Annotated in this window: 19 protein-coding genes; 17 read left to right on the top strand and 2 right to left on the bottom strand. The window is 69.8% G+C overall.

All coding sequences use genetic code 11. The features are described from left to right. The first annotated feature begins 30 nt into the window (after positions 1-30). The 4 genes from AB0I10_RS11650 to AB0I10_RS11635 all read left to right on the top strand — a co-directional run bounded on the left by AB0I10_RS11650 (position 31) and on the right by AB0I10_RS11635 (position 3,989). Positions 31-1,137, top strand: coding sequence for a sugar kinase (locus AB0I10_RS11650; RefSeq protein WP_363152198.1), 1,107 nt, complete (start codon positions 31-33; stop codon positions 1,135-1,137). Further along, positions 1,134-1,913 (top strand): IclR family transcriptional regulator, encoded by a 780-nt coding sequence (locus tag AB0I10_RS11645; RefSeq protein ID WP_363152197.1) that lies wholly within the window; start codon positions 1,134-1,136, stop codon positions 1,911-1,913. Before AB0I10_RS11650 ends, AB0I10_RS11645 begins: the two co-directional genes overlap by 4 nt. Positions 1,914-1,921: 8 nt before the next feature. Next, positions 1,922-2,332, top strand: coding sequence for a RidA family protein (locus AB0I10_RS11640; RefSeq protein WP_363152196.1), 411 nt, complete (start codon positions 1,922-1,924; stop codon positions 2,330-2,332). Between the two features lie 136 nt (positions 2,333-2,468). Beyond that, positions 2,469-3,989 (top strand): gluconate:H+ symporter, encoded by a 1,521-nt coding sequence (locus AB0I10_RS11635; protein ID WP_363152195.1) that lies wholly within the window; start codon positions 2,469-2,471, stop codon positions 3,987-3,989. 94 nt (positions 3,990-4,083) lie between these two features. Here AB0I10_RS11635 and AB0I10_RS11630 read toward each other — a convergent pair whose 3' ends face one another. Beyond that, positions 4,084-5,433: a M14 family metallopeptidase gene (locus tag AB0I10_RS11630; protein WP_363152194.1), complete on the bottom strand. Its 1,350-nt coding sequence runs from the start codon at positions 5,431-5,433 to the stop codon at positions 4,084-4,086. Between the two features lie 254 nt (positions 5,434-5,687). On the opposite strand from AB0I10_RS11630, the gene AB0I10_RS11625 reads away from it, so the two are divergent. Continuing rightward, complete coding sequence (locus AB0I10_RS11625; protein ID WP_363152193.1) at positions 5,688-6,611, top strand: trypsin-like peptidase domain-containing protein; 924 nt, start codon at positions 5,688-5,690, stop codon at positions 6,609-6,611. Between the two features lie 137 nt (positions 6,612-6,748). On the opposite strand, the gene AB0I10_RS11620 is transcribed toward AB0I10_RS11625, so the two are convergent. After that, the gene (locus tag AB0I10_RS11620; RefSeq protein ID WP_363152192.1) at positions 6,749-7,750 is read right to left on the bottom strand and encodes a chitinase; all 1,002 of its coding nucleotides are present in this window, start codon (positions 7,748-7,750) and stop codon (positions 6,749-6,751) included. Between the two features lie 360 nt (positions 7,751-8,110). Here AB0I10_RS11620 and AB0I10_RS11615 point away from each other — a divergent pair, with 360 nt between their 5' ends. The 12 genes from AB0I10_RS11615 (at position 8,111) to AB0I10_RS11560 (ending at position 18,297) form a co-directional block, all read left to right on the top strand. Then, a complete protein-coding gene (locus tag AB0I10_RS11615) occupies positions 8,111-9,436 on the top strand; it encodes a hypothetical protein (protein WP_363152191.1) in 1,326 nt (441 codons plus the stop codon). Between the two features lie 81 nt (positions 9,437-9,517). Continuing rightward, the gene (gene cpaB / locus AB0I10_RS11610) at positions 9,518-10,234 is read left to right on the top strand and encodes a Flp pilus assembly protein CpaB (protein ID WP_363152190.1); all 717 of its coding nucleotides are present in this window, start codon (positions 9,518-9,520) and stop codon (positions 10,232-10,234) included. A 13-nt stretch (positions 10,235-10,247) separates the two neighbouring features. Then, on the top strand, positions 10,248-11,759 hold the full coding sequence (locus tag AB0I10_RS11605; protein ID WP_363152189.1) for an AAA family ATPase: 1,512 nt from the start codon (positions 10,248-10,250) through the stop codon (positions 11,757-11,759). Continuing rightward, complete coding sequence (locus AB0I10_RS11600) at positions 11,760-12,164, top strand: TadE family protein (RefSeq protein ID WP_363152188.1); 405 nt, start codon at positions 11,760-11,762, stop codon at positions 12,162-12,164. Beyond that, the gene (locus AB0I10_RS11595) at positions 12,164-12,736 is read left to right on the top strand and encodes a TadE family protein (protein WP_363152187.1); all 573 of its coding nucleotides are present in this window, start codon (positions 12,164-12,166) and stop codon (positions 12,734-12,736) included. The genes AB0I10_RS11600 and AB0I10_RS11595 overlap by 1 nt, the downstream gene beginning before the upstream one ends. Continuing rightward, on the top strand, positions 12,733-14,073 hold the full coding sequence (locus tag AB0I10_RS11590; protein ID WP_363152186.1) for a CpaF family protein: 1,341 nt from the start codon (positions 12,733-12,735) through the stop codon (positions 14,071-14,073). The genes AB0I10_RS11595 and AB0I10_RS11590 overlap by 4 nt, the downstream gene beginning before the upstream one ends. Next, a complete protein-coding gene (locus AB0I10_RS11585) occupies positions 14,070-15,059 on the top strand; it encodes a type II secretion system F family protein (protein ID WP_363152185.1) in 990 nt (329 codons plus the stop codon). The genes AB0I10_RS11590 and AB0I10_RS11585 overlap by 4 nt, the downstream gene beginning before the upstream one ends. A gap of 21 nt (positions 15,060-15,080) precedes the next feature. Further along, positions 15,081-15,974: a DUF5936 domain-containing protein gene (locus AB0I10_RS11580; RefSeq protein WP_363152184.1), complete on the top strand. Its 894-nt coding sequence runs from the start codon at positions 15,081-15,083 to the stop codon at positions 15,972-15,974. A 27-nt stretch (positions 15,975-16,001) separates the two neighbouring features. Next, positions 16,002-16,418, top strand: coding sequence for a hypothetical protein (locus AB0I10_RS11575; RefSeq protein WP_363152183.1), 417 nt, complete (start codon positions 16,002-16,004; stop codon positions 16,416-16,418). A 346-nt stretch (positions 16,419-16,764) separates the two neighbouring features. Further along, positions 16,765-16,947 carry a hypothetical protein gene (locus AB0I10_RS11570; RefSeq protein WP_169314265.1) on the top strand — a complete coding sequence of 61 codons (183 nt, stop codon included), beginning with the start codon at positions 16,765-16,767 and terminating at the stop codon, positions 16,945-16,947. Positions 16,948-16,961: 14 nt separating this feature from the next. After that, on the top strand, positions 16,962-17,651 hold the full coding sequence (locus AB0I10_RS11565) for a pilus assembly protein TadG-related protein (protein ID WP_363152182.1): 690 nt from the start codon (positions 16,962-16,964) through the stop codon (positions 17,649-17,651). A 58-nt stretch (positions 17,652-17,709) separates the two neighbouring features. Beyond that, positions 17,710-18,297, top strand: a complete 588-nt coding sequence (locus tag AB0I10_RS11560) for a hypothetical protein (RefSeq protein WP_363152181.1) — start codon at positions 17,710-17,712, stop codon at positions 18,295-18,297. The last annotated feature ends 6 nt before the right edge of the window (positions 18,298-18,303 follow it).

Below are 18,303 nucleotides of genomic sequence, written 5' to 3'. Positions count from 1 at the left end.
GAGCCCCGCAGCGAAGGAGCGCAACCGATCGTGACCAGGTCCTCGAACGTCAGCGACACCACCGGCCCGGACGGCAGCGCCGCCCCGGACGTCGATGTCGTCTGCCTCGGCGAGTCCATGGTCACCTTCCTTCCCGGCCTGCCCGGGCGACTCGCCGACGTACCGTCCTTCGACCGCGGCATCGGCGGCGCGGAGTCCAATGTGGCGTGCCTGCTCGCCGCCGCCGGGCACTCCGCGAAGTGGATCAGCCGGGTCGGCGCCGACGGGTTCGGCGACCATCTTGTCCAGGCGATCACCGCGTACGGCGTCGACACCCGCGCCGTACGACGTGACACCTCCCGCCCCACCGGCATCTACTTCCGCACCGCCGGCGACCGCGCCACCGACGCCCACGAAGTCGCGTACTACCGGGCCGGATCCGCCGCCTCCGCGATGGCCGTGACCACCATGGACCTGGGCGCGATCCGCTCCGGCCGTCTGCTGCATCTGTCGGGGATCACGGCGGCGCTGTCCGAGGACTGCCTCGGCCTGATGCGGGCGCTCGCCGCGCGGAGTCCCGGTCGCCCCCTCGTCTCCTTCGACGTCAACCACCGCGTCGACCTCTGGCGCGACCCCGCCCACGGCCCCGAGACCCTCCTCGACCTCGCGCGCGGCTGCGACCTGGTGTTCGTCGGCGAGGACGAGGCCGACGCCGCCTGGCACCTGCACGGTCCCGACGCCATTCGCGACGCTCTCCCCGAGCCCGCGACCCTCGTCGTCAAGCACGGGCCCGAGGGCGCCACCGTCTACGACCGCCAGGCCGACGGCACCGGCACCGGAATCGACACCGTCACCTTCGCCCCCGCCCTCACCGTCGACGTCGTCGCCGAGGTCGGCGCCGGCGACGCCTTCGCCGCCGGATTCCTCTCCGCCACCCTTCGCGACCTGCCCGTCTTCGCCCGCATCCGGCACGGACACCTCATGGCCGCCGCCTCCCTCACCGTCCCCGGAGACCTCGGCACGCCCCCCTCCCGCCCCCTCGCCGACCGTCTCGCCGCGCTCGACCCCGCCGACTGGGGCACACTGCGACTCGGCCCCGGCTGGACGACGAGCGACGGGGTGCACAACGCCGCACGGGTGGAGGTCCGTACATCATGAGCCAAACAGTCGATCGCGCACTGAGCATCCTTCCGCTGCTCGCGGAAGGCCCGGCCAACCTCGAACAGGTCTCGGTCCGGCTCGGCGTACACAAATCCACCGCCCTGCGCCTGCTGCGCACGCTCCACGAGCACGGCATCGTCTACCGCCAGGCCGACCAGCGCTACCGCCTCGGCGCCCGGCTCTTCGCGCTCGCCCAGCAAGCCGTCGAAAACCTCGACGTCCGCGAGATCGCCCACCCCCACCTCGTCGAGCTCAACGAGAAATGCGGACACACCGTCCACCTCGCGGTCTACGAGGAGAACGAGGTCCTCTACATCGACAAGGTCGAGAGCCGCTACCCGGTCCGGATGTACTCCCGGATCGGCAAACCCGTCGCGATAACCGTCGCCGCGGTCGCCAAACTGCTGCTCGCCGACCTGCCCGAGGCCGAGCGCCGCGCCCTCGCGGAAAAGCTCGACTACCCCCTCTACACGCCCCGTTCGACGCCCAACGCCACGGCCTTCCTGGCCGAACTGGCCAAGGTCCGCGCACAGGGCTGGGCCACCGACCTCGGTGGCCACGAGGAGTCCATCAACTGCGTCGGTGCCCCCATCCGCGGCGCGGACGGACGCCTGGTCGCCGCCATGTCGGTCTCCGCGCCGAACGTCGTCGTCACCGCCGATGAACTCCTCAAGCTGCTCCCCCTGGTACGCCGCACCGCCGACGCCATCAGCCGGGAGTACTCCGGCACCGCAAGCCCCCAGTCACCGGCTGGCCCTACGAAGGAAACCTGAAGGAACCCATGAGCGAGAAGATCGCCCTCACCCCGGCCACCCACACCACCCCGCCCGCGAAGTTCTCGCACGGCGTCAAGAAGGGCAACATCCTTCAGGTCGCCGGCCAGGTCGGCTTCCTCCCCGCCGTCGAGGGCCAGGCCCCCACCCCGGCCGGTCCCACGCTGCGCGAGCAGACCCTCCAGACCTTCGCCAACGTCAAGGCCATCCTCGAAGAGGGCGGCGCGACCTGGGACGACGTGATGATGATGCGCGTCTACCTCACCGACGTCGACCACTTCGCCGAGATGAACGCGATCTACAACGCCTACTTCGAGGCCGAGGGCCTCAAGGAGGCACCCTCCGCCCGCACCACGGTCTACGTCGGGCTGCCCAAGGGGCTGCTCATCGAGATCGACGCCCTCGCGGTCCTGAGCTGAGGCACCCACCCCCTTGCCGTTACCGCACTTGACCCTGCACCACATGCCGCACGGCACGGCGCCCCGTACCGACGGGGCGCCGTGCCGCGGTCCCCCCTGCCTGGACGAAACCTCTGCCTGCCCACGGAGTCCCCCTATGTTCCTCGCTGCCGCGGCCCCCGCCCCACCGCCACCACCAGCGCCGCACACCGGCGGCCTGCTCGCCCTGATACCCGGCACCGCGGGCCTCCTGACGGTCGCCGCCCTCGGCATCGCCCTGCTCCTGATCCTGATCATCAAGGTCCGGCTGCAACCCTTCGTGGCGCTGCTCGGCGTCTCCATCGCCGTCGGCCTGGCCGCCGGCCTCTCGGTCACCGAACTCTTCGGCACCGTCCAGAAGTCCACCGCGACGTCCCTCATCGAGACCGGTATGGGCGGCATCCTCGGCCATGTCGCCATCATCATCGGCCTGGGCACCATGCTGGGAGCGATCCTCGAAGTCTCCGGCGGCGCCGAGGTGTTGAGCGGCCGCCTGCTGGGCCTCTTCGGAGAGAAGCGCGCGCCGCTCGCCATGGGCCTGACCGGCCTGATCTTCGGCATCCCGGTCTTCTTCGACGTCGGCATCTTCGTCCTCGCACCGATCGTCTACGCGGCAGCCAAGCGCAGTGGAAAATCCATCCTCCTCTACTGCATGCCGCTGCTCGCGGGTCTCTCCATGACTCACGCCTTCCTGCCCCCGCATCCCGGGCCCGTCGCCGCCGCCGGCCTCTTCAAGGTCGACCTCGGCTGGGTCATCCTCATGGGCATCGTCTGCGGGATCCCCGCCGTACTGGCCGCCTGGGGTTACGGCGCCTGGATCGGCAAGCGCATCTTCGTCGAGGTCCCGCAGGACATGGTCGAGGCCGCCGAGGAGGCCAAGGCGGCCGTCGCCGCCGAACAGCGGGATGGGGGCACCCCCTGCTCAAGCGAAGCCGAGAGCTTGGGGGAAGGCGTCACCCCGCACGAGAAGCCGGTCGCCCTCGGCACCGTCCTCACCATCATCGGCACCCCGCTGGCCCTCATCCTCCTGGCGACCTTCTCATCCGTCGCCCTGGAACCCTCCACCCTCCGCTCGGTGGTCGAGTTCTTCGGCAACCCCTTTGTGGCGCTGACGATCGCGCTGCTGCTCTCCTACTACCTGCTGGGCATCCGCAGGGGCTGGTCCCGCAGGTCCCTGGAAACCGTCTCCACCGCGTCCCTCAAGCCGGTGGGCAACATCCTCCTGGTGGTCGGCGCGGGAGGCATCTTCGGCGCCGTCCTCAAGGGCAGCGGCGTGGCCGACGCCCTCTCCGACACCTTCCACAACGTCGGCCTCCCGGTCATCGTCCTCGCCTATCTCCTGTCCCTCGTCCTACGGGTGGCCCAGGGCTCGGCGACGGTCGCCATCGTGACGACGGCGGGCATCGTGCTCCCGTTGGTCGAGGGGCAGGGGATGTCGCAGGCTCATCTGGCCCTGATCATCATGGCGATCTCGGCGGGGTCGATCTTCGCGTCGCATGTGAATGACGGGGGGTTCTGGATGGTCAGTCGCTATTTCGGTATCTCTGAGACGGACACGCTGAAGTCCTGGACGGTTTTGGAGTCGGTGCTTTCGGTCGCGGGATTCGCGGTGGCGGCGCTGGTGAGTCTGGCCGTCTAGCGGCAGACGCAAAGGCGCCCGGTCCATCGCCGACGGACCGGGCGCCTCCACGTGCTCAGTTCACGCGCACACTGCGCGGACTCACTTCACGCGCTCAACTCTCCTTGCAGTACTCCTGTTCCTTGCCGATCGAGCGGTAGACGCAGTCGCTGATCTCCAGCAGCTTCAGCACCGAGTCCCGGTTGCGCGACGTCTCCTTCGAGATCACCGAGTCCCGGGGATAGAAGCCGCCCTCGCCGGCCGATGACGGGAACATCTCGAAGGTATAGGCGAAGATCTTCTGGTCGCCCCACAGCCAGTCGTCGATCGAGCCGTCGGTGACGTAGAGGTCGCTGGACTGCTCGGGCGTGTAGTTGTTGCTGGCGGCCATGTCCTTGCCGATGGTGGCGAAGGCGTCGTGGTCGTCCTGGGTCATGCCTTCGCCGGTGTCGGCCTCCGTGTAGCCGAAGGGCCAGAGGACCAGTTCGCTGTAGGTGTGGAAGTCGATGGCGGTCTTGATCTGCTGCTTGCCACCGACGTTCCGGCTGCGGACGAAGTCCGAGACGACCTTCACCTCGGGGCCTGATTCGGCGGACGCGCCGCGGTAGGTCTCGTCGGCGGGGTCGTCGGAAGAGCCGCCGCAGCAGCCCCACTTGAAGTCCCAGTTGCGGTTGAGGTCGGTGCCGACCTCGTTGGATCCGGCGTTGGGCTGACGGTTCTTGCGCCACATGGCGAAGTCCCCGGAGGCGATGTCGTACTCCCCGCCGTCCGGGTTCAGGTCCGGGAGGATCCAGATCTCGCGGGAGTCCAGCATCTTGGTGACGCGGTCGTCGCTGCCGTACTTCGAGGTGAACTCGTTGAGGAGGTAGAGGGCCATCTCGACGGTGAGATGTTCCCGGGCGTGCTGGTGGTGGGTGAAGAGGACCTCGGGTTCGTTCTCGTCCTTGGTGACGTTCTTGCTGAGTTTGAGGCCGAGGATGTCGCGGCCCTCGTGGGACTTGCCGATGACCTGCTTGCTGAGGATGTCCGGGTACTTGGCTACGAGGCCGTCGATCTCCTTCGTCGCCTCGTCGTAGTTGTGGTAGCCCGTGTAGCCCTCGGGGAAGTCCTTGACGCGGGAGGACGGCGAGCCCTTGGCGGAGCCCGGGGGATCAGGCAACTTCCGTAGCGTGTAGCCGAGTTGGCGTACGGCGGCGGCCTGGGCGCGGTCCGCGGTGACGACGACGGCGCGCTTGTGTACTTCGTCGATGCTGACGCCGGTCGCGGCGAGTGCCGTGCGTGCGGCGCTGGTCGCGGCGCCGGTCACCTCGTACTGGTGCGGCCGTTCGGTGGCGAGGGAGGCGCCGGGGGCCGTGGGCTCGGCCGGCGGGGAGCCCTGCGCTTGCGCGGTGAGGGGTGCGGCGAGCGCGAGGGAGAGGAGTGCGGCGAGGACGGTCGTGCGTCCGCCGCGTATTCGTGGTCGCATGCGGTCTCCTGTGGGGGGTGAGAGGAAGCGACGGCGCCAGTTTTGGGTGTTGGCATGGGCGGGTCAAGATGCTTGGTGGCCAAAGATGCCGGGGTGCGGACAAGTTGGCCGTCGATGGCCCCGGAATCCGGCAACTTGCCATCGATTCCCGGAAATTCATTGCCTGGCGGCGCTCCTGCGCTAACAATGCGCACGACAAATCCGAAGGGACATGAAGGACCTTCGGTGACAGATGCTGAGAGGACCCCCCCCACATGAATCGACCTCTCGTCGGCGCCCTGGCCACGGCCGTTCTGGGCGCCGCGGCCCTGGTGGGCACCGCCGGACCGGCCGGTGCGACACCTCATCCCGGCAAGGCGGCACAGGCGCAGGAGCAGGCACAGAAGCAGGCGAAGGCGCCTGTGATCACGGCCAAGTCCAAGTCCAAGGCGAAGTCCAAGGTCAAGGCGGTGGACTTCGCGGGGACCGTCGCGTTGAGCAACTGCTCGGGCTCGATCGTCAAGATGCCCACGTCGCAGGAGAACGACCCGGCCCTGGTGATGTCCAACGGCCACTGTCTGGAAGACGGCATGCCCGGCGCGGGCGAGGTCATCGTCGACCAGCCGTCCAGCCGCAGCTTCACCGTGCTCGACGCGTCGGCCGGTGAGCTGGGCACGATCAAGGCCACCAAGATCGCGTACGCCACGATGACCGACACCGATGTGTCGCTGTACGAGACCGGCTCCACGTACGCCGAGATCGAGCAGAAGTACAAGATCAAGCCGCTGGAGCTGGCCACCGAGCACCCCACCCAGGGTGCGGGTATCAGCGTGGTGTCCGGCTACTGGAAGAAGATCTACTCCTGCAACATCGACGGGTTTGTGCACAACCTCAAGGAGGGTGACTGGACCTGGAAGGACTCGGTCCGTTACACCCCGGAGTGCAAGACCATCGGCGGGACGTCCGGTTCGCCGGTGGTCGACACCGCCACCGGCAAGGTCGCGGCCATCAACAACACGGGCAATGAGAGCGGTGAGGAGTGCACCGTCAACAACCCGTGCGAGGTGGACGAGAACGGCAAGGTCACCGTGCGCAAGGGCATCAACTACGCGCAGCAGACGTACGGGATACCGAAGTGCTTCGGTGTCGGCAACAAGCTGGACCTGAGCGCCGAGGGCTGTGAGCTGCCCAAGCCGTAAGGGCGCGTAGGCAGGAAAGAAAGCGTAAGAAACACGCAGGGAAGCGTAAGGAACACGCAAGGACGCCAGGTCCCGTGCATGCCGTGCACGGGACCTGGCGGTGGGGGGTGGCGCCTGGGGCCGGGGGAGCGGGGGCTTTACGGGAGGCCGTGGACGTGCGCGCCCACCTGGCTCGCGAATTCATTGCCGTTCGAGGCGTCCCAGTTCGTGGACCAGGTCATCACGCCGCGCAGGCCCGGGTAGGTCTTGGACGGCTTGAAGGAGCCGCAGTTGCTGCCCTGGGTGAGGCAGTCCAGGGCGGCGTTGACGACGGACGGGGCGACATAGCCGCTGCCGGCGGCCTTGGAGGACGCCGGTACGCCGATGCCGACCTGGGACGGGTCGAGGCCGCCCTCCAGCTGGATACAGGCGAGCGAGGTCAGGAAGTCGACCGAGCCCGATGCGTAGACCTTGCCGTCACAGCCGTTCATGGAACCGCTGTTGTAGTACTGCATGTTGACGACGGTCAGGAAGTCCTTGATGCCGAGGGCCGTCTTGAAGTACTCGTTCTGCGGTGACTGCATGTCGATGGTCTGCGGGGCCATGGTCACCACGACGTCGCTGTGTGCGGCGTGGATGGCCTTGAGCGCCTGCGTCATGTAGGTCGAGTTGAGGCCATTTTCGAGGTCGATGTCGACACCGTCGAAGCCGTATTCGTCCATCAGCTTGTTGATGGAGTCGGCGAAGTTCTTGGCGGAGGCGTCGTCGCTCACGGACACCGCGCCCTTCTCGCCGCCGACGGAGATGATCACCGACTTGCCCGCCGCCTGCTTGGCCTTGATGTCGGCCTTGAAATCGTCGGCGGAGCCGTACCCGACGGCCGGGTCGAGGTTGAAGGTGACGGCGCCGGGCTCGCCGGTCGCGTCGGCGAAGGACACCGCGATGATGTCGTACGCGTCGTCGACATCCTTCAGCTTCTGCACCGTGGCGCCGTTGTTGAAGTTCTGCCAATAACCGGTGACCGCGTGCTTGGGGACCGCGGCGGTTTTCGCGGCCGGAGTGGCCGGGCGTTCCTCGGACGCGCTGGCGGTACCCGCGGCGACGATGCCGGCCGACGTCAGCGCCGCGGCGGCCAGCCCTGCCAGCAGCCTGCTCTTCACTTTTCCTGATCCTGCGCGAACCACGACTGCCTCCGGGTGGGGGGTAGTTGGGGGAGTGATGCGGGTGCGCGCTCAGGGGCCCCTGTGCTTGCGGTACAAGGTGGTCCAGACCATTAATCCTGTCAAGGGCCTTGCCGGAAGCTGTTGTTCGCGAGTCATTCGCCTGGGCGGTATGTGCCATTTCCCCGACGTGTATATGCCAAATCCCAGGGGGGAGACGGTCATGACGAGTAGCCCAGAACGTGTTCTCTTGGGGCGTATCTCGTGGATAAAGTGCTGAACGTACGGCGCCGTTGGCGCAGAGCTGTGCCGATCCGCGGTCCCGGGACCTCCGGCGGCCGGAGGAAGTGGGGGAGCGACGTGCCGACCGCGATTGCAGTCACCAGCCCTGACCTCGCGCTGCCGGCCGCCGACCGGCAGACCCCGGCCGCCGTCGTCCTCCAGGCCCCGCATCTCCAGTCGTTGGACGACGCCCTGACGGAGACCGGCGCCGTACTGGAGCACCACGGCCATCTCGTCGTCCTGTACTCCTCCGCCTGCCCGCCGGAGCACATCCGCCGGCTGCACATCCTGCGCGGGTTGCTGGAGAGCGGCCGGATCGCCATCCTGCCGCTGGACCTGCCGCCGCTGGGGGTGGCCGTGGTCGCCCGCCAGCTGCGGCAGTTGTCGCTGTGCGACTTCAGCCCGGGGGTGCTGGCCTGTGCGGCGCGGCTGCTGGCTCATTACGTCCACGCGGGCGCGCTGCTGGGCAGTGTCAGCGGCCTGGACCGGGTCGAGGTGGATCTGCGTTCCCATATGAAGTCCTGGCTGCCGGGCACGCATTTCGCGGTGCTCGCCACCCCCGAGCCGCAGCTGCTGCACGTGGACCGGCACAGCTCCGAAGCCGGGCTGCCGGCACCCGGGTTCGCCACCCGGCTCGCCGTCGCCCGCGGGCAGCTCGCCGGGGAGTGGGTGCGCGGTGTGCTGGCCCCGGCCTGGCGGACACAGGGGGTGTGCGAGGAGCGACTGCCCGCCGAGTCCGCCCGGTGGTGGGGCACCCAGAAGCTGATCGAGTTCGCGGCGGCCATCCCGGACCTGTCGGTGCTCTACCAACTCGTGTCGTCCGTACGGCGCGAGGACTGCCGCTGGTGCGGCCTGGAACTCATCGGCGACCGGTGCGCGTTCTGCGCGGCTCCGGTGGCGAGGGACGGGGCGGCGAGCGGCCAGGGGCGACGGGGGGCCGGCGGCCCGGCGGCCCTTGAGGGCCAGGGGGCGGCGGATACTTCCCGTACGACCGCTGCGACCTCTACGTCTTCTACGTCTTCTGCGACTTCTGCGTCTTCTGGGACGGCAGCCGCTTCCCTGACGCCGCCCGCTCCGGCGTCGTCTCCCGCTCCGGCGCCGTCGTCCCCCGTGCCCGATGCGCCCCCCGAGGCGCTGCGGCAGCGTGGACTGTCCCCGGTGGCGCCGTCGGGCGTTCCGGGCGGGCGGGGTGCGCGCGGCGGGGCGGGGCGGCTGGACGTACGAGGCCCCGATATGTCGGGCGGCCCGTACGTGGCGGGGGCGGGGCAGCCGTATGCGCCTGGCGGCCCAGGTGTCTACGGAGGGCCGGACGGCCCCGGTGCTGCCGGTGTTCCCGGTGGACAGGGTGTCCACGGTGCCGCCGAAGTCTCCGTCGACCCGCGGACGGTGGCTCGCGTGCGCTGAGAACGACCGTCCCCGACAACCTCCCGTCCACCCTCCTCCCGACCGCCCTCCGCTCCCCGTCCCGATCGAGGTCCCTCCCCTATGAACTCTCGCCAGCGCCGCGGAGTGATCCTGCTACTCCTGTCGGTTCTCTGTGCGGTCGGCGCGTTCGTCGGCGTGCTGTCGGTGATCAAGAACGTCGAGTCCAAGGTCGGGCCGGAGAAGACGGCGTATCGGTTGAAGGCGGATGTCGCGGCCTATAAAGCGCTGAATCCTGGGCAGTTCGAAAAGGTGAGCATGCCGGAGCGGTGGCTGCCGCCCACCGCCGTGACCGACCTGGACAAGGTCAGCGGCAAGATAGCGGTGACCCCGCTGAAGAGGGGGTCGCTGCTCCAGGACGACATGATCGTCGAGCGGCCGGCGCTGAAGGCCGGGCAGCAGGAGATCGCCATCATGATCGACGCCGCCACGGGTGTGGCCGGCAAGATCAACCCCGGTGCCCGGGTGAACATCTACGCCACGTTCGAGGGCAAGCGCCCGGAAGACCGGCCGGTCTCCAAGGTCATCGTCGCCGGCGCCCAGGTCATCGACGTCGGCAAGCTGACGCCGCTGGAGGCCAAGGACCCCGGCGACACCACCGCCAACCGCCAGGGCGGCGAGGCCGTTCCGATCACCTTCGCGCTGGACACCCGGGACGCCCAACGGGTCGCGTACGCCGAGTCCTTCGCCTCCCATGTACGGCTTGCCCTGCTCGCCCCCGGCAGCGAGGCCGCCATCCCGCCCGGCGAGCGCACTTACACCCTCGACGGCGACAAGTGACCTGGAGACACAGGTGACCATCCGTATCCTCCCGGCGGTCGGCGACCCCGACGCCGCGCGCGCCGTGTCCGCGCTGCTCAGCCAGTTGCCGGACGCCGAGCCCGCCGCCGCCGTCGCCGACTCCACCGCGCTGCTCAACACCCTGGCGGCGGCCACCGCACAAGGAGCCACCGGGCAGGCAGCCGGACCGGGAGCCGCCGCGCCGCCCACGAGCCCCGCCGGCGGCCCTCCGTCCGCCGTGGAAGGGCTCCCCGAGGTCGTCCTCGTCCACGAACGGATCGGGCCGGTCCCGGCGCTGGAGCTGATCCGCGAGGTGGCCCTGCGCTTCCCGGCCGTCGGCGTCGTCCTGATCACCACCGACGCGGGCCCGGCGCTGTTCTCCGCGGCGATGGACGCGGGGGCCCGCGGCATCGTCGGCCTGCCGCTGGGCTACGACGAGCTGGCCGCCCGGGTGCAGGCCGCCGCCCAGTGGTCGGCGGGCGTACGGCTGCACCTAGGGGGCAGCCCGGATACGCCCCCCGGGCCGACGGGCACGCTGGTGACCGTGACCGGTGCGAAGGGCGGCGTCGGCACCACGGTCGCCGCCGTCCAGCTGGCGCTGGCCTCGCGCGCCGCGGGCCGTAGCGTCGCGCTGGTCGACATGGACCTCCAGTCCGGCGATGTCGCCTCCTATCTGGACGTCCAGTTCCGCCGCTCCATCGTCGACCTGGCGGGTATCCAGGACATCTCCGCACGGGTTCTCCAGGACGCGGTGCACGACCACCACACCGGTCTCGGCCTGCTGTTGGGCCCGGAGGAGGGCGAGCGCGGCGAGGAGGTCGACGACCGGGCCGCCCGCCAGATCGTCACCGCGCTCCGCTCCCGCTATGAAGTGGTGATCGTCGACTGCGGCTCCCAGATGCAGTCCGCGAACGCCGCGGCCGTCGAACTCGCCGATGTGGCACTGCTGGTGACCACTCCGGACGTGGTGTCCGTACGCGCCGCAAAACGGCAGGTACGGCTGTGGGACCGGCTCCAGATCCGTAAGGCGGCGGACACCACGACGGTCGTCAACCGCCTTACCCGCAACACCGAGATCCAGCCGCCGCTGGTCGCGAAGGCCACCGGCACCCAGGTGGCCAGGACGACCGTCCCGGCCGCCTTCAAGGAGCTTCAGCCGTGTGTCGACGCGGGCAGGATGCAGGACCTCGACACCCGGTCGACGGTCAAGCAGGCACTGTGGGCGCTGGCCGGGGAGCTGGGCCTGGTCGAGTCGCCGGCCGCGCGCCAGGGACGGGGCGGCCACCGGGCGCGTCCGTCGCTGACGGGGCGTAAGCGCAAGGCGATAACGGTGGGGGCGGCTCCCGGTTCCGGGGCGGTTTCCGGGTCGGGGTCAGGGGCGGCATCGGGGCCGGTCTCCGGGCCGGCATCCGGGTCCGGCAGCGTCGCCGGGGCCGGTCCGCGGTTCGGCTCCCGGCGCGGTTCCGCGGCGGCGGCCAAGAGCCCGGGGCCGTTCGATCCGGCCGGCCCGTACGAGGAGCGCTAGATGGGACTCACCCATCCAGCAACGCGGCGGCCACTGGGCGGTGACGACCGGGGCCAGGTCTCCGTGGAATTCCTCGGGCTGCTCCCGCTGATCGCACTGGTCCTCATCCTGGTCTGGCAGTTCGTGCTGGTCGGCTACACGTATTCGCTCGCCGCCAACTCCGCGGACCGGGGGGCGCGGGCCGCCACCGCGACGCAGGGCGGCGGCACCGGCGCCTGCCGCTCCGCCGCCGAGGACGATCTGCCCGACTCCTGGCGCGGCGGCGCCTCGACCGCCTGCCACACCGAGGCCGGACTGTGGAAGGCCACGGTCCGGCTCAAGGTCCCGGTGCTCTTCCCCGGCGCGGGCGACTTCCCTTGGACGGTCACCGGCACGGCCGGCGCCGCGGAGGAGGACAGCGGGTGATGACGGTGCCGACGACCAGCGAACGACACGGCAGCCCGGCGGGCCGCGGGCCGGGTTCCGGTGTGCTTGCCCGCCTGCGCGGCCGCGGTCGGGACCGGGGCCAGGCGTCCATCGAATTCCTCGGCTTTCTGCCGATCCTGCTCGTCGTCGCCCTGGGCGTGATCCAGCTGGGCCTGGGCGCGTACGCCGTCCAGCAGGCCGGTACGGGAGCGCGCGCCGCGGCCCGTACCGCCTCGATGGACGAGGCCGACCGCGCGGTCGATCCGCAGGCCGCCGGCCGGGCCGCGATGAGCGGCTGGATCGGGGACGACGCGACGATCTCGGTGGCCGGCGGGGGCGGTTCGGTCCGTGCGACCGCGACCGTCCGCATCCCGTCCATCATCCCCGGCGTCGACTTCGGCTCCGCCCACCGCAGCGCCACCATGCCCCGCTCCGCGAACGCCCTGGACGGCGGCCCGCGGACGTACGAAGGAGCTCCCGGAGTGCCAGCGCAAGGAACACAAGGAGCACCAGGAGCACCCGGAGTGCCGGCGCAAGAACCACAAGGAGCACCAGGAGCACCCCCGCGATGAGCCTGAAAGCCCGGATCGTCGCACCCGAGCCGGCCGGAGAGGCGCGCCAGGACAACCACCTGGTCGCCGTCTACCGCGCCAAGCTGCTCGAAGAGATCGACCTCGCCGAGATGTCCTCGCTGGCCGCCGACGAACGCCGCTCCCGCCTGGAGCGCGTACTGGGCCACATCATCAGCCGCGAGGGCCCGGTGCTCTCCACCGCCGAGCGCTCCCAGCTCATCCGGCGGGTGGTGGACGAGGCGCTCGGCCTGGGCGTCCTGGAGCCGCTCCTCGAAGACGCCTCGATCACCGAGATCATGGTCAACGGCCCGGACCAGGTGTACGTCGAGCGGTGCGGCCGGGTCGAGCTGGTGCCCGTCCGCTTCGCCTCGCACGAGCAGCTGATGCAGACCATCGAACGCATCGTCTCCACCGTCAACCGGCGCGTCGACGAGTCCAACCCGATGGTCGACGCGCGGCTGCCGTCCGGCGAGCGGGTCAACGTCATCATCCCGCCGCTCGCCCTGAACGGCGCCACCCTCACCATCCGCCGCTTCCCGCGCGCCTACACCCTCGCCGAACTCATCGGCATGGGCACGCTCGACGAGCAGATGCTGATGCTGCTGGCGGGGCTGGTGCGCGCCAAGTTCAATGTCGTGGTCTCCGGCGCGACGGGTGCCGGGAAGACGACCCTGCTCAACGCCCTGTCCGGCCTGATCCCCGACGGCGAACGCATCATCACCGTCGAGGACGCCGCCGAACTCCAGCTCCAGCAGACGCATGTCATCCGGCTGGAATCGCGGCCGCCCAATGTGGAGGGCAAGGGCCGGATCACCATCCGCGACCTCGTACGCAACTCGCTGCGCATGCGGCCCGACCGCATCATCGTCGGCGAGGTGCGCGGCGGCGAGACCCTCGACATGCTCCAGGCGATGTCCACCGGCCACGACGGCTCGCTCGCCACCGTCCACGCCAACAGCGCCGAGGACGCCCTGATGCGGCTGCAGACCCTCGCCTCCATGTCGGACGTCAAGATCCCGTTCGAGGCGCTGCGGGACCAGATCAACAGTGCCGTCGACTGCATCGTCCAGCTGGGCCGGAACGCCGACGGCTCCCGGCGGATCAGCGAGATCGCGATCCTCGACTCGCGCGGCCACGAGGACTACCGGATCGCCACGGTCTGCCGCTTCGACGCCGAGCCGATGGGCGCCGACCGCATCGTGCACGGCCGGTTCCGCTACTTCCCGCTGCCGCGCCGGGTCGCCGAACGCCTCTTCATGGCGAGCGAACCCACCCCGCCCGCCTTCGGCGTCGCGGCCACCGACGACCTACTCGCCACCCGGAAGGCCACCTCATGACCGGCTGGGCCCTGACCACCGCCGCCGGGGGGCCGACCACGGCAACCGGGAACGCCCTTCCCCTCCTCGCCATCGGCGCCACCCTGCTGTGCGGGGTGCTCGCGGTCATCGGCGTACGGACCTACGCGGCAGGGCGCGCCCAGCGGCAGGCCGTCGTCGACCGGCTCGCCGACGAGCGGGGGCTGCCGCCGACGGGCCGGGGCCGCCGCTTCCCGTCCGTCGACCGCACGCTGCGCGGCACCCGCTTCGGCCGCCGCCTCGAACTGCGGCTGGCGGCCACCGGCCTGGACGTCACGCCCGGCGAGTTCTTCGTCTACATGCTCGGCACGGTCCTCGCGCTCTGGCTGATCGCGCAGGCCACTCTCGCCCCGTTCTTCGGCCCGATCGCCGCACTGGTCACCATCTGGGCCGCGTTCGCCTTCCTCAACTGGCAGCGCCAGAAGCGCATCGAGAAGTTCATCAACCAGCTCCCCGAACTCTCCCGGATCCTCGCCAACGCCACCCAGGCCGGGCTGGCGCTGCGTACCGCCCTCGGCATGGCCGCCGAGGAACTGGAGGCCCCGGCGGGCGAGGAACTGGCCAAGGTCTCCGACAAGCTCGCCGTCGGCCACTCCATCGACGAGGCCCTCGGCGAACTCGCCGAACGCCTCCCCTCCCGCGAACTCGTCGTCCTGGTCACCACCTTGGTGCTCGCCAACCGAGCCGGTGGCACCGTCGTCGGCTCCCTCCGCAATCTCACCAAGACCCTGGAGGAGCGCAAGGAGACCCGACGCGAGGTCCGCACCCAGCTCTCCCAGGTCGTCGTCACCGCCTACGTCGTCCCGCTGCTCGGGATCGGCACGCTGCTGCTGATGAACCGGATCGCACCGGGCGCCATCGACCGGATGACCTCCTCCTTCCTCGGCCAGCTCGCCGTCGTCGTAGCCTTCGTCCTCTACGGGCTCGGCTTCTTCTTCATCCGCCGCCTCGCCAAAATCGACGTCTAGGTGTCAGGTACAGGTATGGGAATGGGAATTGGGGTCCTCCTGGGCCTCGCCTTCGCCCTCTCGGTCGTCGGCGTCTTCTGCGGTGTCGCGCTCTACCGCCGCGAGGCCAGACTCCCGCCCGACCTCGCGCTGTCCCTGGAGGTCGGCTCGACGCGTACGACGGCCGTCGGCTCGGCGGTGGACCGCACCGGTATGCGCTACGCGCCGCTCGTACTACGGCTGATGGGCGACAAGCGCGTAGCCCGGGTACGCCGGCGTATCGACCTGGCCGGCAACCCCGGCGGCCTGACCGTCGACCGCTACGCCGCCCGCCGCGCCGTCTACGGAGCCCTCGGCTTCTTCGGCGCACTGGTGATGTTCCTGCGCGATCAGCCGGTACTCGGCGTTCTCATGGTGCTGTTCGGCCTCTTCTGGACCGAGGTCGGCATCTGGGCAGCGATCCGCCAGCGCAAGGACACCATCGAACGCACCCTCCCGGACTTCCTGGACGTGCTGGCCGTCGTCGTCAGCGCGGGCCTTGGCTTCCGGCAGGCGCTGGACCGGGTGGCGGAGAAGTACGAGGGCCCGTGGGCCGACGAACTCCGGATCACCCTCCGTCAGATGGACATGGGCGTCAGCCGCCGCGTCGCCTTCGAGGAACTGCGCAAACGCAACGACTCCGAACAGGTCGCCCAGTTCGTAACGGCCCTCCAGCAGGGCGAGGAGCTGGGCGCACCGATCGTCGAGACCCTCATCCAGATCGCCAACGACATGCGCCGCACCGACGCCCAGAACGCCCGCCGGCGCGCCGCCCGCGCGGTCCCCAAGGCCACGATGGTGATCACCACCTTCATGGTTCCGGCCACGATGATCCTGCTGATCGCCGGGTTCTTCCTGGGCTCGGGCACCAACTTCGGCTCCTTCATGGGTGATTGACCGATGGCACCACCCGATCCCGCAGTCATGCCCTCGCTCTCCTGGAGCCGCTGGACCGGCTTCGGCGTTCCCGCCCTGGTCCTCCTCGGTTTCGGACTCAGCCTCCTCCTCGGCACCGCGTTCGCCTCCGACACCTTCCACGACTGCCACTATTTCGGCCCGTCCTTGCGGATGCACATCGCCGCATGGGCCGGTCTGGCCTGCGGTCTCGCGGCGCCCCTGCTGTATGTCGCACTGCGCCGCGGCGCGGTCCGCCGCGGCTGGTCGCCGGACGCCTCGCGGGCCTCCGGAATCGCCCTTGCATGCCTGGTCCTGGGCTTGCTGCCACTGCTCTTCGAGGCATTCGGAGTCTGGGTCGTCCACGCCCCCGACCCGGCCGGCGGCAACGACTGCTCGGGCCTGTCATACGCCCGCGCCGCCGCGCCGCCGTACCCGGCCGGATGAGGACGCTGTGCCCCCCGCTTCTCGCCAACGCCTTCGCAAGAGCAACGAGTTGTGCCACAGTGGTTGGCCGGCGGCTCCCCTCGTGCCTCGGTGCGAGTGGACCGGCCGGTCCGCAAGGTGTCGGAGTGTCGGGTGGTCCCGGAGGGGGAACGGGGGGTGGTCGGGGTGCGGTTGAGTGGCCGAAACGTACCGTTGGTCCTCCAATTCGTTTTCCCGAAAGAGGATTGGGTTCGGAATCCCTGTTCCGGGAACCCTGTTCCGGCGTACTTTTCTCGTGTCACGAGCGCAGATGTGCGCGCGGACGTCACGGGGGCAGACCAGCCGGACCAGAGCGGGACGGCCGCCCATGAAGGGGAAGATGATGGCGAAGCGGCGGATTTTGGGGAACGACCGGGGACAGACCTCGATCGAATACCTCGGCATCATCGCGGTGGTCGTGGCGATCGTCCTGGTTCTGTCGACGACGGACTTCGGCAGCCAGATCGCGCACGCCATCTCGGACAAGATTTCCGAAGTCGTCGGTATCTAGCTGCCGCCACGGCTGTGACGGCCACGAATCCGCGCCGCCGACGGCGCGACGCCGGGCAGGCCTTTCCGCTCTACATCGTGGCGGTCGGGGGCCTGCTCTTTCTTGCGTTCGCATTCTTCGCCGTCGGGCAGGCGGCGGCGACCCGCAACGGCGCGCAGACGGCGGCCGACGCGGCCGCGCTCGCCGCCGGCCAGAAGTACCGCGATCTGCTGAGCAAGGGCTTCCTGGACGCGATCGGCGACGGAATCGACGGACGTGACGGAAGCGAGGGCGGTGCCGGAACGGGCTGGGAAGACCTGTTGAACGGGCGTGGCATGCCCTCCGAAGCGGCGTGCGACAACGCGGACTGGTTCGCCGGGCGCAACAACGCCTCCGTCACGACATGCACCCCGGACTCCTGGCCCACATCGTTCGCCGTCACGATCAAGACCAGTAACACCGTCGGCGACTCGGTGATCCCGGGCACCGAGAACAAGCATGCATCGGCCGAGGCCAAGGCCGTCGTCGCGCCCCGCTGCACCATCGATCCCGCCCCGGCGGGCGAGGGCAAGGCCGGGCAGGACGGCAAGGGGGGCAAGGGCAAGGACGACAAGCCGGCGCCCGTCGCGATCACCTGCGACGGCAAGCGCTGGACGCTCGACCCCGACGACGTCCACGATCTTCCCGACGCATCCGACCTGTTCGCCGTACGTCTCGCCCATTGACCGGCCCCACGTCCCACTCCCCCCACCCGAGCAGTCGACGATCAAAGGAATCGCATCCATGAACATTCGGCGCACCACGAAGGCCGCCAGGGGAGCGGTCGCCATGGCGAGCGCTGTCGGCCTGGCTCTCGTCGTGGCCGGCTGTGGTGGCGGCGACGGCGGGTCGCGGACGACGGACGACAAGAAGCCGACGGCCACCCGGAGCTCCGTCCCGAAGGAGAGCGGTCCCGGCACCCCGGCAGCCGACTCGGAGCAGGTGATCGGCGAGATGAAGGGACCGGACGGGATCGTCGTCACGCTGCACTCCGTCGTCCGTGATACCGGCGGCTTCGTCACCGTCAACGGCACCGTGACCAACCGTGGCACCCGCGTCTTCAACGCCATCGACTGGCGCTCCAATGAGACGGAGATGCAGTCCCGTTCCTCCATCTCCGGGGCCACACTCGTCGACAAGGCCGGTAAGAAGCGGTACTTGGTGCTGCGCGACACCAACGGCGAATGCCTGTGCACCACCGGCCTGAGCGGACTGCGGCCGGGTGCCAGCAGCCCGATCTTCGCGCAGTTCCCGGCGCCCCCGACCAAGGTGACCGAGGTCGACTTCCAGCTGCCGACCATGCCGCCGGCCAGCGTGCAGATCACGGATTGAGCCGGC

The organism is Streptomyces sp. NPDC050636 (genome assembly GCF_040654775.1).
Taxonomy (GTDB): domain Bacteria; phylum Actinomycetota; class Actinomycetes; order Streptomycetales; family Streptomycetaceae; genus Streptomyces.
Note: the sequence above shows the minus strand (reverse complement) of the source record. Positions and strands in the feature narration are given on the sequence as shown.

Coding starts and splice junctions, on each gene's coding strand:
- AB0I10_RS11640 (WP_363152196.1), top strand. CDS start 1,922: ATGAGCGAGAAGATCGCCCTCACCCCGGCCACCCACACCACCCCGCCC.
- AB0I10_RS11635 (WP_363152195.1), top strand. CDS start 2,469: ATGTTCCTCGCTGCCGCGGCCCCCGCCCCACCGCCACCACCAGCGCCG.
- AB0I10_RS11575 (WP_363152183.1), top strand. CDS start 16,002: ATGCCCTCGCTCTCCTGGAGCCGCTGGACCGGCTTCGGCGTTCCCGCC.
- AB0I10_RS11560 (WP_363152181.1), top strand. CDS start 17,710: ATGAACATTCGGCGCACCACGAAGGCCGCCAGGGGAGCGGTCGCCATG.
- AB0I10_RS11645 (WP_363152197.1), top strand. CDS start 1,134: ATGAGCCAAACAGTCGATCGCGCACTGAGCATCCTTCCGCTGCTCGCG.
- AB0I10_RS11570 (WP_169314265.1), top strand. CDS start 16,765: ATGAAGGGGAAGATGATGGCGAAGCGGCGGATTTTGGGGAACGACCGG.
- AB0I10_RS11630 (WP_363152194.1), bottom strand. CDS start 5,433: ATGCGACCACGAATACGCGGCGGACGCACGACCGTCCTCGCCGCACTC.
- AB0I10_RS11600 (WP_363152188.1), top strand. CDS start 11,760: ATGGGACTCACCCATCCAGCAACGCGGCGGCCACTGGGCGGTGACGAC.
- AB0I10_RS11580 (WP_363152184.1), top strand. CDS start 15,081: ATGGGAATTGGGGTCCTCCTGGGCCTCGCCTTCGCCCTCTCGGTCGTC.
- AB0I10_RS11625 (WP_363152193.1), top strand. CDS start 5,688: ATGAATCGACCTCTCGTCGGCGCCCTGGCCACGGCCGTTCTGGGCGCC.
- AB0I10_RS11585 (WP_363152185.1), top strand. CDS start 14,070: ATGACCGGCTGGGCCCTGACCACCGCCGCCGGGGGGCCGACCACGGCA.
- cpaB (WP_363152190.1), top strand. CDS start 9,518: ATGAACTCTCGCCAGCGCCGCGGAGTGATCCTGCTACTCCTGTCGGTT.
- AB0I10_RS11590 (WP_363152186.1), top strand. CDS start 12,733: ATGAGCCTGAAAGCCCGGATCGTCGCACCCGAGCCGGCCGGAGAGGCG.
- AB0I10_RS11595 (WP_363152187.1), top strand. CDS start 12,164: ATGACGGTGCCGACGACCAGCGAACGACACGGCAGCCCGGCGGGCCGC.